General features: G+C 64.0%; 12 protein-coding genes. 8 read left to right on the top strand and 4 right to left on the bottom strand.

The window, feature by feature from the left end; genetic code table 11:
• Positions 1–36 precede the first annotated feature (36 nt).
• From JQ558_RS06315 to JQ558_RS06295, 5 genes are all read left to right on the top strand, one after another.
• Positions 37–1,290, top strand: coding sequence for an aspartate kinase (locus JQ558_RS06315; protein WP_212274251.1), 1,254 nt, complete (start codon positions 37–39; stop codon positions 1,288–1,290).
• A gap of 498 nt (positions 1,291–1,788) precedes the next feature.
• Positions 1,789–4,056 carry a phosphoenolpyruvate--protein phosphotransferase gene (gene ptsP, locus JQ558_RS06310; protein ID WP_212213828.1) on the top strand — a complete coding sequence of 756 codons (2,268 nt, stop codon included), beginning with the start codon at positions 1,789–1,791 and terminating at the stop codon, positions 4,054–4,056.
• Positions 4,057–4,109: 53 nt separating this feature from the next.
• A complete protein-coding gene (gene prfA / locus JQ558_RS06305; RefSeq protein WP_212293127.1) occupies positions 4,110–5,189 on the top strand; it encodes a peptide chain release factor 1 in 1,080 nt (359 codons plus the stop codon).
• A gap of 220 nt (positions 5,190–5,409) precedes the next feature.
• The gene (prmC, locus tag JQ558_RS06300; RefSeq protein WP_312014963.1) at positions 5,410–6,294 is read left to right on the top strand and encodes a peptide chain release factor N(5)-glutamine methyltransferase; all 885 of its coding nucleotides are present in this window, start codon (positions 5,410–5,412) and stop codon (positions 6,292–6,294) included.
• A gap of 530 nt (positions 6,295–6,824) precedes the next feature.
• The gene (locus JQ558_RS06295) at positions 6,825–7,586 is read left to right on the top strand and encodes a DUF4167 domain-containing protein (RefSeq protein WP_211998217.1); all 762 of its coding nucleotides are present in this window, start codon (positions 6,825–6,827) and stop codon (positions 7,584–7,586) included.
• A gap of 63 nt (positions 7,587–7,649) precedes the next feature.
• Here the strand turns inward: JQ558_RS06295 and JQ558_RS06290 are convergent, their stop codons facing one another.
• Complete coding sequence (locus tag JQ558_RS06290) at positions 7,650–8,393, bottom strand: methyltransferase domain-containing protein (protein WP_212213815.1); 744 nt, start codon at positions 8,391–8,393, stop codon at positions 7,650–7,652.
• A gap of 209 nt (positions 8,394–8,602) precedes the next feature.
• Between JQ558_RS06290 and gloB the strand changes: the two genes are divergently transcribed.
• Both gloB and JQ558_RS06280 read left to right on the top strand, forming a co-directional pair.
• On the top strand, positions 8,603–9,370 hold the full coding sequence (gene gloB, locus JQ558_RS06285; RefSeq protein ID WP_212274254.1) for a hydroxyacylglutathione hydrolase: 768 nt from the start codon (positions 8,603–8,605) through the stop codon (positions 9,368–9,370).
• Positions 9,370–9,819 carry a cupin domain-containing protein gene (locus JQ558_RS06280; protein ID WP_212213810.1) on the top strand — a complete coding sequence of 150 codons (450 nt, stop codon included), beginning with the start codon at positions 9,370–9,372 and terminating at the stop codon, positions 9,817–9,819. Before gloB ends, JQ558_RS06280 begins: the two co-directional genes overlap by 1 nt.
• Before the next feature lie 76 nt (positions 9,820–9,895).
• Here the strand turns inward: JQ558_RS06280 and JQ558_RS06275 are convergent, their stop codons facing one another.
• The 3 genes from JQ558_RS06275 to JQ558_RS06265 form a co-directional block, all read right to left on the bottom strand.
• Entirely contained in the window at positions 9,896–10,771 is an 876-nt protein-coding gene (locus tag JQ558_RS06275; protein ID WP_212213808.1) for a DMT family transporter, read from the bottom strand.
• Positions 10,772–10,933: 162 nt separating this feature from the next.
• On the bottom strand, positions 10,934–11,659 hold the full coding sequence (gene phbB, locus JQ558_RS06270) for an acetoacetyl-CoA reductase (RefSeq protein ID WP_192736448.1): 726 nt from the start codon (positions 11,657–11,659) through the stop codon (positions 10,934–10,936).
• 265 nt (positions 11,660–11,924) lie between these two features.
• Positions 11,925–13,103 carry an acetyl-CoA C-acetyltransferase gene (locus tag JQ558_RS06265; protein ID WP_212213806.1) on the bottom strand — a complete coding sequence of 393 codons (1,179 nt, stop codon included), beginning with the start codon at positions 13,101–13,103 and terminating at the stop codon, positions 11,925–11,927.
• A 314-nt stretch (positions 13,104–13,417) separates the two neighbouring features.
• Between JQ558_RS06265 and phaR the strand changes: the two genes are divergently transcribed.
• Positions 13,418–14,017 carry a polyhydroxyalkanoate synthesis repressor PhaR gene (gene phaR, locus JQ558_RS06260; RefSeq protein ID WP_212213804.1) on the top strand — a complete coding sequence of 200 codons (600 nt, stop codon included), beginning with the start codon at positions 13,418–13,420 and terminating at the stop codon, positions 14,015–14,017.
• Positions 14,018–14,208 lie beyond the last annotated feature (191 nt).

The raw sequence follows: 14,208 nt of genomic DNA, 5'->3' as shown, positions 1-14,208 counted from the left end.
ACCATACTTATCCTCACAGGGAATGCACGCGTCGTCATGGGCCGCCTCGTGATGAAATTCGGCGGTACATCCGTCGCCAATATCGACCGAATCCGCAACGTCGCGCGTCACGTCAAGCGCGAAGTCGATGCCGGACACGACGTCGCCGTGGTGGTGTCGGCGATGTCCGGCAAGACCAACGAACTGGTGGACTGGTGCCGCGACGCCTCGCCGATGCACGACGCCCGCGAATATGACGCGGTGGTCGCCTCCGGCGAACAGGTCACGTCCGGACTGCTGGCGATCGCGCTGCAGGCGCTCGGCATTCAGGCCCGCTCTTGGCAGGGCTGGCAAATCCCGATCCGGACCTCGGACGCGCACGCCTCGGCGCGGATCCTCGACATCGACGGCACCGAGATCATCAACCGTTTCAAGGACCGCAAGGAAGTCGCCGTCATCGCCGGCTTCCAGGGCATCAACCCGCAGACGGGCCGAATCACCACGCTGGGGCGCGGCGGTTCGGACACCTCGGCGGTGGCGATCGCCGCCGCCATCCATGCCGACCGCTGCGACATCTACACCGACGTCGACGGCGTCTATACCACCGACCCGCGCGTGGTTCCCAAGGCGCGGCGGCTCGACAAGATCGCCTTCGAGGACATGCTGGAACTGGCCTCCCAAGGCGCCAAGGTCCTGCAGGTGCGCTCGGTGGAACTCGGCATGGTGCATAGTATGCCGGTTTTCGTCCGTTCCAGCTTCGACAAGCCCGAGGATATCGACCCGCACGCCACGCCGCCGGGCACGCTGATCTGCAGCGAGGAGGAAATCATGGAAAACCACGTCGTCACCGGCATCGCCTTCTCCAAGGACGAAGCCCAGATTTCCGTGCGCCAGATCGAGGACAAGCCGGGCGTTGCCGCCGCGATCTTCGGACCGCTCGCGGACGCCAACATCAATGTCGACATGATCGTGCAGAACGTCTCCGAGGACGGCAAGACCACCGACCTGACCTTCACGGTGCCGGCCTCCGACTATACCCGCGCCAGGGACACCATCACCGCGGCCAAGGACAAGATCGGCTACAAGCGGCTGGACAGTGCCACCGACGTCGCCAAGGTGTCGGTGATCGGCAGCGGCATGCGCAGCCATGCCGGCGTCGCCGCCCAGGCGTTCACCGCACTTGCCGCGCGAAACATCAATATCCGCGCCATCACCACCTCCGAGATCAAGTTCTCGGTGCTGATCGACGCCGCCTATACCGAGCTTGCGGTGCGCACGCTGCACACGCTCTATGGGCTCGACCAGGCGTAGGGCGACGTTACGGCGGCGGATGACCCTTCCTCGTCATTCTCAGGTGCGCAATTGCGCACCTGAGGGCGTGCGTAGCACGAGCCCGGAATCCATCTCACCACGAGGTCCGCTGCCCAACGGATTCCGGGCTCGCGCCAAGAGGGCGCACCCCGGAACGACGCGGGGATAGAGCGCGAATCGTGATCGGAACGGTCCCGCTCAAGCAGCCACCGTGCGGAGTTAGATTTTCTCTTAGCTGCCGCAGCATTGGCCTGACACAGACGTTATTGCTACTGGCAGGCGTTTTGCTTGGCAAAGCAAGCCTCGATTGGTTATACGGCCTGACAGGTGCGCTGCCGCAAACTGTGCCACAGTTTGGCGATCCCGATTCGGCCGGGAACGATGGTTTTGGTGGCGGCTTGCGGCGGCGCCGAATGAATAAAATTGTTGCTATTGTTGAGTTTCACGCCAGTGCCCGGCCACCCGGCACGCTGGCCTCGCGGGGGAGGATTTTGGCAGATGCGGAGCACGTCGGGAGGCCCCCGCGTCTTGTTGAGACGGCTCCGCGAAACCATGGCGGAGCAGGTCTCCGCTCAGGAGCGGCTGGACAAGATCGTGGTCCTGATCGCGGCCAACATGGTGGCCGAGGTGTGCTCGACCTACGTGCTGCGCGTCGATAACACGCTCGAGCTCTACGCCACCGAGGGTCTGAACCGCGACGCCGTCCATAGAACGGTTCTGAGCGCGCATGAGGGCCTGGTCGGCCTGGTCGCCAGCGAGGCCACCCCGCTCAACCTCTCCGACGCGCAAACCCACCCGGCGTTCTCGTTCCGCCCGGAAACCGGCGAAGAAATCTATCATTCGTTCCTCGGCGTGCCGATCCTGCGCGCCGGCAACACGCTCGGCGTGCTGGTCGTGCAGAACCGCGCCAAGCGTACTTACGTCGAGGAAGAGGTCGAGGCGCTGCAGACCACCGCGATGGTGCTCGCCGAGATGATCGCCTCCGGCGAGCTGGCGGCGCTGGCGCAGCCCGGCGCGGAACCCGCGGCGCGGCATTCCATGCACAAGGCCGGCGCGATCCTGTCCGACGGCATCGCGCTCGGCCACGTCGTGCTGCACGAGCCGCGCGTCGTCATCACCAATTACATTGCCGAAGACCTGCCGAAGGAAATCAAGAAGCTGGACGCGGCGCTGACCAAGCTGCGCGCCGATCTCGACCGCATGCTGGAGCGCGGCGACGTCGCCGAGGGCGGCGAGCACCGCGAGGTACTGGAAGCCTACCGCATGTTCGCCAACGACCATGGCTGGTCGCACAAGCTGCACGAGGCGGTCGCCACCGGCCTCACCGCGGAAGCCGCCGTCGAGCGCGTCCAGTCCGACACCCGCGCGCGCATGCTGCGCTCGACCGATCCCTATTTGCGCGATCGCCTGCACGACCTCGAGGACCTCGGCCACCGCCTGATGCGGCAATTGGTCGGCCAGGACCACGCGCCGTCACGCGAACAGCTGCCCGACAATGCGATCCTGATCGCGCGCGCGATGGGCCCGGCCGCCCTGCTCGACTATGACCGCAAGCGCCTGCGCGGCCTCGTGCTGGAGGAAGGCACCGCCAATTCGCACGTCTCGATCGTGGCGCGCGCGCTCGGCATTCCCGCGGTCGGCGAAATCCCCAACGCGCCGGGGCTCGCCGATCCCGGCGACGCCATCATCGTCGATGGCACCTCGGGCTCGATCTATGTGCGCCCTTCGGCCGAGATCGAATCGGCCTATGCCGAGCGGGTAAGATTCCGCGCGCGGCGGCAGGCGCAATATTCGGCGCTGCGCGACAAACCCTGCGTGACCAGGGACGGCCAGAAGATCGAGCTGATGATCAATGCCGGCCTCGTCATCGACCTGCCGCATATCGACGACACCGGCAGCGCCGGCATCGGCCTCTTCCGCACCGAGCTGCAGTTCATGGTCGGCCAAAGCCTGCCGCGCACCTCTGACCAGCTCGCGCTGTATCGCACCGTGCTGGACGCCGCGGGATCGAAACCGGTCACGTTCCGCACGCTCGACATCGGCGGCGACAAGGCGCTGCCCTATATGGAAACCGTGATCGAGGAAAATCCCGCGCTCGGCTGGCGCGCGATCCGGCTCGGGCTCGACCGGCCCGGCCTTTTGCGCGGCCAGATTCGCGCGCTATTGCGCGCCGGCGGCGGCCGCGCGCTGAAGATCATGTTCCCGATGATTTCGGAAGTCGCGGAGTTCGATCAGGCCAAGGCCATCGTCGAGCGCGAGCTGACCTATCTGCGTCAGCACGGCCACGCGCTGCCGGAACGCATCGACGTCGGCACCATGGTCGAAGTGCCGGCGCTGCTTTACCAGATGGACGAACTCCTGAAGAAGGTCGATTTCATCTCGATCGGATCGAACGACCTGTTCCAGTTCATGTTCGCGGTCGACCGCGGCAATGCCAAGGTCTCCGAACGGTTCGACACCATGTCGGCGCCGATCTTGCGGGCCTTGCGCGACATCGTGCGCAAGGCCGATGCGGCAAAGAAAAGCGCCTCGCTGTGCGGCGAGATGGCGTCAAAACCGCTCGGCGCGCTGGCGCTGATCGCGCTTGGTTACCGCTCGCTTTCGCTGTCGGCGACCGCGCATGGCCCGGTGAAAGCGCTGATCCTCGATCTCGATGCCAGGAAGGCCGAGGCCGTCATGATGCCGCTGCTCGAAGCGCCGGCCGGCAGCGTCTCGATCCGGCAGAAGCTGACGGAATTCGCCGAAGCCGAGGGGTTGTCGTTGTAGCGAGGCTCTGCCCCGGCAACGCCCCGTCCCTTTGCGCCAATGAGAACTCCGACATGTTACCCGAAGCCAAACTCGATATCCTGCTCGCCCATCACGCCTCGCTCGAGGCGGAGCTGCTCGGCCAATTGAGCTCGGAGAAATACGTCCAGATCACGCGCGAGCTCGCCGAGCTCAATCCGCTGATCGATGCCGTCAAGGCCTATCGCGCGGCGCGCGCCGAGATAACGGACACCGAGACGTTGCTGGCGGATTCCGCCGCCGATCCTGACATGCGCGGCATGGCGGAAGCCGAGCTCGAAACGCTGCAGACGCGCGTTGGCGAACTCGAGCAGAAGATCCGCGTCGCGCTGTTGCCGAAAGACGCGATGGACGACCGCAACGTGATGCTGGAAATCCGCGCCGGCACCGGCGGCGACGAAGCCTCGCTGTTCGCCGGCGACCTGTTCCGGATGTATGAGCGTTTTGCCGCGCTGCAGGGCTGGAAGGTCGAGGTGATCTCCGCCAGCGAGGGCACCATGGGCGGCTACAAGGAAATCATCGCCGAAGTGCAGGGCCGCGGCGCGTTCGCCAAACTGAAATTCGAATCCGGCGCGCACCGCGTGCAGCGCGTGCCCGACACCGAGACGCAGGGCCGCATCCACACCTCGGCGGCAACCGTTGCTGTCTTGCCCGAGGTCGAGGATGTCGATGTCGACATCAAGAACGAGGACTTGCGGATCGAGACCATGCGCGCACAGGGCGCCGGCGGCCAGCACGTCAACAAGACCGAATCCGCGATCCGCATCACCCACATCCCGACCGGCATCGTGGTCATGATGCAGGACAGCCGCTCGCAGCACAAGAATCGCGCCTCGGCGATGAACATCCTGCGCTCGCGCATCTATGATGCCGAACAGCAGCGCATCAATGCGGCGCGCTCGGCCGACCGCCGCGAAAAAGTCGGCTCGGGTGACCGCTCCGAGCGCATCCGCACCTATAATTTCCCGCAAGGCCGCGTCACCGATCACCGCATCAACCTGACACTCTATAAATTGCCGCAGGTGATCGCGGGCGAAGCGCTGGGCGAACTGATCGACGCACTGACGACCGAGCATCAGGCCGCCCAACTCGCCGCCCAGGGCGCCGCGGCGTGAGTGCCCTGCTCCGGCTCTTGCTGAGTCGCTCCTACAATCTCGCTGTCGTCCCTGCGAAAGCAGAGACCGATAACCACCGGCCTTGGTTGTTGCGCGAGATATCAACTTTTACCGCCCACACCGAGAAGCCGCGGCGCCGCGATGAGCGCAATTGCGCTCACGCTGGGGGTCCCTGCGTTCGCAGGGACGACGGATGGATAGATTTTTGCGAGGTCGTCAGGTGACAGATTCCTTCGCCGGACAAACCGTCGAGACCGCGCGGCGCACGCTCACTGCACGCTTCAAATCCAATGCGATCGAATCCGGCGAACTCGACGCGCGGTTGCTTGTCGGCGCGGTGCTTGACCTTGATCTCACCGGCCTGATCACGGCCGCGCAGCAGCAACTTACGGCAGACCAATCACTGCGGCTGGAAGATTTCGCGCATCGCCGCCTGCTCGGCGAGCCGGTCGCGCGTATTCTCGGCCACAAGGAATTCTGGGGGCTGCCGCTAAAGCTCTCGGCCGCGACACTGGTGCCGCGGCCCGACACCGAGACGGTGGTCGAGCTGGCGCTGGAATTATTGCGTGCCGGCGGCGCGCTCAGCCGCAAATTGCGTATCGCCGACCTCGGCACCGGCTCCGGGGCGATCTTGCTGGCGTTGTTGTCGGAGCTGCCGAACGCGCATGGGTTCGGCACCGACATTTCGTCAGCCGCCCTGCAGACCGCCGATGCGAATGCCGCGTCGGCAGGGCTCTCTGATCGGACGACGTTCATCGCCTGCGATTACGCGTCCGGATTGACCGGGGCGTTCGACCTGATCGTGTCCAACCCGCCCTATATCCGCTCAGTGGATATCGCCGGTCTCGCCATCGATGTCCGGGAATACGACCCGCCGGCGGCGCTCGATGGCGGCGCCGACGGGCTGGATGCCTACCGCGCGCTGATCCCGCAGGCCGCATCCCTTCTGGCGCCGGGCGCGGCCCTGGTTGTGGAGGCCGGAGAGGGCCAAAGCGGGCAAATCCAGGCCTTGATGGCGGCGGCGGGGCTAATCCCGGCAGGCGTCCCCAAAGCCGATCTGGCGGGCATTCCGCGGGCGGTCGCGGGCGGCAAAATGCCCCGATAAGGCCCTATTGGAACGCAAAAAAACCTCTTGGAATATTGCCCGGGAGCGACTACGTTCCGCTCACAACATCGGTCCAGGGTTGCCGCCCCCCGTAATAACGGGTGGGGGCCTGAATTCTCGAAACGAGAGCCCGCCGAGTGAAAGGTTCCAAAACGCAGGTCCAATCGAGCGCAATAGCCTGAGCTGTGCTGCTCTCGACCGCAAAGCGAACGAAAGCCTGATATTGCGCTTGAAGACCTACGCAAGAAACAGTCACGCAAAACAGTTACGTAGAGCCTGTGCTCCAGCGGCTGTTGAGCTTGTTTCGGTCGGGCGTGTTTCTGTTGGGCTGGTTTTGGCAGGCTAAGTAATTTGGTCCGGCTGGCTGTGAACGCCGGCGGTTGGGGAACGCGTCCTTGTTGAACGCGAGGGTTGGCGAAATCGACGTCATGAATTTGAACGACACCGTGAATCGGTGCGCACAGTCGTGCGCCCGGTCCGGTGAGGCTACGACGGCAACGGCAACTTCAGGGCTGGAATAAAGGCAAGACATGAGAAACGGTCAGAACAACAAGCGGATGCGTAACCGGAATAACAACAATAATAACAACAATAATAATAACCGGCGCGGTCAAAACCCGATGACCCGGGTGTTCGAATCGAACGGACCCGACATCAAGATTCGCGGCACCGCCTCCCACGTTGCGGAGAAATACGTCCAGCTGGCGCGTGATGCGCGCTCATCCGGCGACCCGGTTGCGGCCGAGAATTACTACCAGCACGCCGAGCATTATTTCCGCCTGATCGCGGCAGCCCAGGAGCAATTCCGGCAGAACCAGCCGCAGCCGCGCACCGAAAACGAAATGCCGCCCGAGGAGCACGAAGACGAGGGCGAGAACTTCAACCATTTCGGCCAGGAGCCGGGCTTCGTGCCGCAGCAGCAACAGCCGTTCGTGCCGCGCGAGAACAATCAGCAGCGCGATTTCCAGCCGCGTGAGGGGCAACCCTTCCAGCGCGACCGCGACCAGCAGCCGCGTGAGCATCATCGCGAGCAACGCGAACATCGTCCGCAGCCGCAATATCAGCCGCAGCCCCAGCCGCAGCCGGTGATTGCCGATACCGGCGGCGTCGACCGTCTGCCGTCTTTCATCACCGGGCCGCAGCCGCAGGTGAACGCCGCGCCCGGCGCCTTCGAAGGCAATGGTGGCGGTGAACGCTTCCCGCGCCGGCGCCGCCGGCCGCACGGCCCGCGTCCCGACAACGCAGCCGCCGCGCCGGTCCCGAGCGAAGATTTCAATCCGGGGAATGAGTAGCTAGCGTCAGCGCAATCTGCTGTTTTCGAAGGGTGGGCATCGCGCAAGCGTGCCTGCCCTTTTTCATGCCCGCGTTGCTGTTGTCGAGGATGGCACCAGCACCGGCTGCAGCGACGGAATCAGTCGCGTGCGTTCGCGGTGCGCGGGAATCGCACGGTAGACCTGCTTGGTCGCCTCCACGATGTGCACGCCGGCGAACGGCAGCGACAGCGCCGCGCCGACGCGCTCCCACGCCATCGCCGAACGCAGGAACCAGCCTTTGCCGACCGGCGGCAGGAACAGCGCCTCGCCCCACGCCGTCGGCGTGAACCAGGTCTGCCGCAGCAATTGCGTGATCTGCGCGCGCGAATAGGGCCGGCCATGGCCGAACGGCGTGTTGTCGGTGCGGGTCCACACGCCGCGGCGATTGGGAATCACTGCAATCAAACGCCCCGACGGCGCCAGCACACGCCACACTTCGCGCAGCAAACGTTCCGGATCGTCGGACATTTCCAGCGCATGCACCAGCAGGATGCGATCGACGGCGGCGTCCGGCAACGGCATCGAGAATTCATCGATCAGGGTCGCCAGCGCCGGCCGCGCCGTCGGCCATTTCAGCACGCCCTGCGCCGCCGGCATGAACGCGATGCAGCGTTCGGAATCTTCGCGAAACAGGCCGAGATAGGGCGTGGGATAACCCAGCCCGAGCACGCGCAGCCCATCCGCATCAGGCCATCGCGCCCGGATGCCGCGATTGATCAGCTGCCGGGCCACGATGCCGAGGCGGCGCGAATAGAAATCGCGGAGGTCGATGACGTCGATGGTCATGGGTTCAATCTATCACGCCGCTGTTCCCCGCGGGGTGCGGAAATTTGCATTGCCGCAGGAGCGTTAACGCCATATTTCCTGCCCATATGTGGCGTGTTAGAGCTTGATCGGGAAAGGCGCGCCCCGCACTTCGATGGCGGGACGGGCCCCGGTTTTCCGAAGAGATCATGCTCAAGCAAGAAATCACTCATACTGTTCGTGGAGATACCATGGCTTCGGAAATTCGCACCTTTACCTGCCTCAACGACAATTTCGGCTATCTGATCCACGATCCCGCGACCAAAGCGACCGCCTCGATCGACGCGCCGGAAGCAGGCCCCATCCTCAAGGCGCTGGAACGCGAGGGCTGGACGCTGACGGATATTCTGATCACCCATCACCACCACGACCATGTCGGCGGCGTCAGTGAGCTGAAGCAGAAGTACAATTGCCGCGTCGTCGCCCCGCACGACAAATCCGCAGCGATCGCCAATGTCGATCTGCGCGCCGCCCATGGCGACGTCATCAAGGTAGGCAGCCTCCTGGTGCGCGTGCTGGAAACGCCCGGCCACACGCTCGACCACATCTCCTATGTGTTCGACAGCGAAAAAGCGCTATTCGCCGCCGACACGCTGTTCTCGATCGGATGCGGCCGCGTGTTCGAAGGCGACTATCCCATGATGTGGGATTCGCTGCTCAAGCTGCGCGCGCTGCCGGATGATTTCAAACTCTATTGCGGCCACGAATATACCGCCTCCAACGTCAAATTCGCGCTCACGGTCGAGCCCGACAATGCCGCGCTGGTCGCGCGGGCCGCGGAAGTGACGAAGTTGCGCGCGGAGAACAAGCCGACGATTCCGACGCTGCTTGGCGAGGAAAAGAAGGCCAACGTGTTCCTGCGCGCCGACGAGCCGTCGGTCGCCGCCAAGCTGCACATGAAGGGCGCCAACGCCGCCGACGTGTTCGGCGAGTTGCGCGAACGCAAGAACAAGTCCTGATGACGCTCCCGGCAGGTACTGCCGAGACAAGTGCCGCCGAGATCATCGCGCGGCTCGACCTGAAGCCGCATCCGGAAGGCGGGCATTATCGCGAGACGTTTCGCGATTCCCGCACCGATGCGAGCGGCCGTTCGCGATCCACCGCGATCTATTTCCTGCTGGCGCGCGGCGAGCGCTCGCACTGGCATCGCATCGATGCCGTCGAGGTCTGGCATTACTATGCCGGCAGCGCGCTGACGTTGAAAATCGCCGACGATGACGGGCAATGGAGTTTCAGGCTCGGCCCGAATCTAGCCGCCGGCGAACAGCCGCAGGCGATCGTGCCGCCCGACACCTGGCAAGCCGCCGAGAGCACCGGCGACTGGACATTGGTCGGCTGCACGGTGGCGCCGGGATTCGATTTTGCGACATTCGAGATGGCGCCGAAGGATTGGGAGCCTTCTTCGTAGGATGGGTGGAGCGAAGCGATACCCATCAATTGCGTCCGTGCGGTGAGATGATGGGTATCGCTGCGCTCCACCCATCCTACGGTCCTTTCCTCCACACCATATCCTTTGCCGCGATCAGGCCGCCGCCGGCGATCAGGATCGCGGCAATCGCAATCGTAGCACTCGCCGTGGCAAAGCCTGCGAGGATCAAAAACGCGGTCGACAGTAACGGTGTTGCGTAAGACGCAGCGCCGAGCACGCGGATGTCGCCGCGCTTCATGCCGATGTCCCAGGTAAAGAACGCGGCGCCGACCGGGCCGACGCCGAGTGCGATAATGGCAAGCCATTGCCCTGACGTTTCCGGCCAGACCGTGGTCTCGACCATGCGGTGGACGAGAGCCGCGAGCAGTGCGGTGGCGAGGCAGAATCCGGCCACCGCATCGGTCGGCACCGCCTTGAGCTTGCGCGACATCACCGAATAGGCCGCCCACACAAAGGCGGCGACGAAGGCCGCCGCCAGTCCCGGAATCTGCGCCGGCGCAAAGCCGCCGCCGCTGTTGCCTGACAACAGCAACACCGTGCCGGCGAGACCGAGCAGCGCGCCGACGATGTGATGCGCCGCCAGCCGCTCGCCCGGCAGCAGCGAGGAGAACAGCACGATCAAAAGCGGCCAGAGATAATTCAAGAGACCGGCTTCGGCCGGCGGTGCAAAGCGCAGCGCCAGGAAATACAGCGCGTGATAGCCGAACAGCCCGCCGACGCCGACCACCCACGCGGTCGGCGATTGCCGTAACGCGGCGAAGGCCGCGGGCCGCCAGATGAAGCTGATGAAAGCGACCGCCGCCCCGATCGCGAACGTCATCGCCGCGAGCTGAAACGCCGGAATTTTCCCGGTCGCAACCGTCAGGACCGACAGCAGCGACCACATCAGGATCGCGGTCAGTCCGATAAGTGTGGCGGTACGGGGGGTCATGAGGCCGGCAACGGTGCGAAATTTTTCCGTCATGGCCGGGCTTGTCCCGGCCATCCAAGTTTTTCTAACGTCGTTGTAAAGACGTGGATGCCCGGCACAAGGCCGGGCATGACGACTTCTTGATAGATTGTGGCTGCGAGCGATCCGGTGGGACCCCAGCAGTCACACCATGTACTGCCCGCCGTTGATCGTCAGCGTCGAGCCGGTGATGGCGCCGGCCTCGTCGGCGGCGAGGAAGACCACCGCGCGGGCGATTTCTTCGGGCTCGCCGAGGCGATTGACCGGGATCAGCGGCAGGATGCTCTTCTCCAGCACGTCCTTCGGCACCGCCTGCACCATTTCGGTGTTGATGTAGCCGGGGCAGATCGCGTTCACGGTGATGCCGCCCTTGGCGTTCTCCAGCGCCAGCGCCTTGGTGAAGCCGATGTCGCCGGCCTTGGCCGCCGAGTAATTGACCTGGCCGAACTGTCCCTTCTGGCCGTTGATCGAGGAGATGTTGATGACGCGGCCGAACTTGCGGGCGCGCATGCCTTCGATCACCTGGCGGGTCATGTTGAACAGCGAGCCGAGATTGGTGTTGATGACCGCGTTCCACTGCTCGAGCGTCATCTTGTGGAAGGCGCCGTCCTTGGTGATGCCGGCATTGTTGATCAGCACGTCGACCGGGCCGAGATCGGCCTCGACCTGCTTGACGCCGGCCGCACAGGCGTCGAACGAGCTGACGTCCCATTTGTAAACGGGAATGCCGGTCTCCGATTTGAATTTCTCCGCCGCGGCGTCATTGCCGGCATAGCTCGCCGCAACCTTGTAGCCCGCCGCCTTCAGCGATTTGCTGATCGCAGCGCCAATGCCCCTCGTGCCCCCCGTAACCAATGCAACACGTGCCATGCGTAGTCCTCCTTGGTGGTCTTTTTACGAGCCGGAATTGTCCCGGTCATTGACGAAGCCTGCTCTTCAAAGTGCGGCGCGTTCTCTCACTCGACAACGTACCAGAGATGAAAATGCCCGGCGCAAGACCGGGCATTTCAGTTTTATCGATTTGAACCGTGGTTGACAGATGAAGTTTTCATCAACAACGCATCCCAACTGCCTTTTATCTGTACGCGTTTTCTTGACGCGAACCGGTACCCACTTCGCTTGAAAACACTATGGTTCAGTCGCGTGCGATGCACATGGCAATGCCCATGCCGCCGCCGATGCACAGTGTGGCAAGGCCCTTCTTGGCATCGCGCTTCTGCATTTCGTGCAGCAGCGTCACCAGCACGCGGGCGCCGGAAGCGCCGACGGGATGACCGATCGCGATCGCGCCGCCATTGACATTGACCTTGGAGGTATCCCAGCCGAGGTCCTTGTTGACCGCGCAGGCCTGTGCCGCGAACGCTTCATTGGCCTCGATCAGGTCCAGATCAGCGATGTTCCAGCCGGCCCTCTTCAGCGCGGCGCGGGAAGCCGGGATCGGGCCGGTGCCCATGATCTTGGGATCGACGCCGGCCTGGCCCCAGGAGACGATGCGGCCGAGAACCTTCTTGCCTTCCTTGGCCGCCTGCTTGGCGGTCATCAGCACCACAGCGGCGGCGCCGTCATTGATGCCGGAGGCGCTGCCGGCGGTGACCGTGCCGTCCTTCTCGAAGGCAGGCTTCAGCTTGGCCATCGCGTCGACGGTGGCGCCATGGCGCGGATATTCGTCGGCGCTGACGATGATGTCGCCCTTGCGGGACTTGATGGTGACGGGGGTGATCTCGTCATTGAACTTGCCGGCCTTCTGCGCAGCCTCGGCCTTGTTCTGCGAATGAACCGCGAACTCGTCCTGCTGCGCGCGGGTGATCTGGTACTGCCGCGCGACGTTCTCGGCGGTGTTGCCCATGTGGTAGCCGTTGAAGGCGTCCCACAGGCCGTCCTTGATCATGGTGTCGACCAGTTCGAGGCCGCCCATCTTGACGCCGCCACGCAGATATTGCGCGTGCGGGGCCATGCTCATGGATTCCTGGCCGCCGGCGACGACGATTTCCGAATCGCCGTTGAGCAGCGCCTGATAGCCGAGCGCAACGGTGCGCAGGCCCGAGCCGCAGAGCTGGTTGACGCCCCAGGCCGGGCTTTCCACCGGGATGCCGGCCGCGATCGAGGCCTGGCGGGCGGGGTTCTGGCCCTGCGCCGCGGTCAGGATCTGGCCCATGATGACTTCGGACACGCGGCCCGGCTCGATGCCAGCCCGCTCCAGCGCGGCCTTGATGGCGATGGCGCCGAGATCATGGGCCGGGGTGGTGGCGAACGCGCCGTTGAAGCTGCCGACCGGGGTGCGGGCGGCGCTGACGATGACGACATCGTCTGACATGGACATCTCCTGTGGGCTTGAGGTTTCTCGACGGCGGGCGGCCGGATGGCGGGCCTGTCTCTTGGGACCATCCTGTTAACCTAGGCATCTTGTGTCAATCGGCCAGAGGGGAAAATCACGCCGCGGCGCATTCAAAGTAGCGTCCCTGGCAGTTTCCGAAGCAGTCTCCATGCCTTGGAATTAACCGTGCCGCACAAAACGGTAGCCGAGCCGCATTGAAAATGCTTACTTTGTTGCGTTGCGTTGCTCGTCTGCCCGCCGGTGATGCCCGTCGGGTTCCCCGCTCTCGGTATGGATGTGTGAGCCCCATGGCCATGGCCAAGTCAGACCAACCCACCACGATCAAGAAATACGCTAACCGGCGGCTCTATAATACCGGCACCAGCACCTATGTGACGCTCGAGGATCTCGCAGCGATGGTGAAGGATGGCGAGGATTTTCTCGTCTATGACGCCAAGACCGGTGACGACATCACCCGCTCGGTGCTGGCGCAGATCATCTTCGAGCAGGAAAACAAGGCGGGGCAGAATCTGCTGCCGACCACGTTCCTGCGCCAGCTGATCCGCTTCTACGGCGACAGCATGCAGATGGTGGTTCCGAAATATCTGGAACAATCGATCGACACGCTGACGCGCGAACAGGAAAAGTTCCGCAAGCAGCTCACCAACACATTCTCGGGAACGCCGTTCGCGCCGCTCGAAGAACACGTCCGCCGCAACATGGAACTGTTTCAGCAGACGTTCTCGATGTTCAAGCCGTTCGTGCCGCCGCGCGGCGGCGTGACGCCAGCCGAACCCGAGAAAGCGCCGGAGCCGGCGGCCACCGAAGACAACATCGACGACCTTCGCCGTCAGATGAAAGACATGCAGGACCGCCTCGAGCGCATGTCGAAAGAGCCGAAGAAGGAAGAGTAGCGTACGCTCTCTCCACGTCGTCCCGGGCTTGACCGGGACCCATACGCCGCGGCCCATCGGTGAGCACGTTGGCGTTAGATACCTTCGATAACCATCAGCGCCGCGGCGTATGGGTCCCCCGATGCGCATTGCGCATCTGAGATCGCGCTTCGCTTGTCCGGGACGACGGCTGATAGTTCAGCGCAAGAAAT

This window comes from Bradyrhizobium sp. AUGA SZCCT0160 (assembly GCF_018130105.1).
Classification (GTDB): domain Bacteria; phylum Pseudomonadota; class Alphaproteobacteria; order Rhizobiales; family Xanthobacteraceae; genus Bradyrhizobium.
This window is presented reverse-complemented; position numbering and strand designations above follow the sequence as displayed.

What these genes read in the sequence shown, in the direction of transcription:
- JQ558_RS06280 (WP_212213810.1), top strand. Translation starts at nt 9,370, where the DNA reads ATGACGCTCCCGGCAGGTACTGCCGAGACAAGTGCCGCCGAGATCATC.
- phbB (WP_192736448.1), bottom strand. Translation starts at nt 11,659, where the DNA reads ATGGCACGTGTTGCATTGGTTACGGGGGGCACGAGGGGCATTGGCGCT.
- ptsP (WP_212213828.1), top strand. Translation starts at nt 1,789, where the DNA reads ATGCGGAGCACGTCGGGAGGCCCCCGCGTCTTGTTGAGACGGCTCCGC.
- prfA (WP_212293127.1), top strand. Translation starts at nt 4,110, where the DNA reads ATGTTACCCGAAGCCAAACTCGATATCCTGCTCGCCCATCACGCCTCG.
- JQ558_RS06265 (WP_212213806.1), bottom strand. Translation starts at nt 13,103, where the DNA reads ATGTCAGACGATGTCGTCATCGTCAGCGCCGCCCGCACCCCGGTCGGC.
- JQ558_RS06290 (WP_212213815.1), bottom strand. Translation starts at nt 8,393, where the DNA reads ATGACCATCGACGTCATCGACCTCCGCGATTTCTATTCGCGCCGCCTC.
- JQ558_RS06275 (WP_212213808.1), bottom strand. Translation starts at nt 10,771, where the DNA reads ATGACCCCCCGTACCGCCACACTTATCGGACTGACCGCGATCCTGATG.
- gloB (WP_212274254.1), top strand. Translation starts at nt 8,603, where the DNA reads ATGGCTTCGGAAATTCGCACCTTTACCTGCCTCAACGACAATTTCGGC.
- JQ558_RS06315 (WP_212274251.1), top strand. Translation starts at nt 37, where the DNA reads ATGGGCCGCCTCGTGATGAAATTCGGCGGTACATCCGTCGCCAATATC.
- JQ558_RS06295 (WP_211998217.1), top strand. Translation starts at nt 6,825, where the DNA reads ATGAGAAACGGTCAGAACAACAAGCGGATGCGTAACCGGAATAACAAC.
- phaR (WP_212213804.1), top strand. Translation starts at nt 13,418, where the DNA reads ATGGCCAAGTCAGACCAACCCACCACGATCAAGAAATACGCTAACCGG.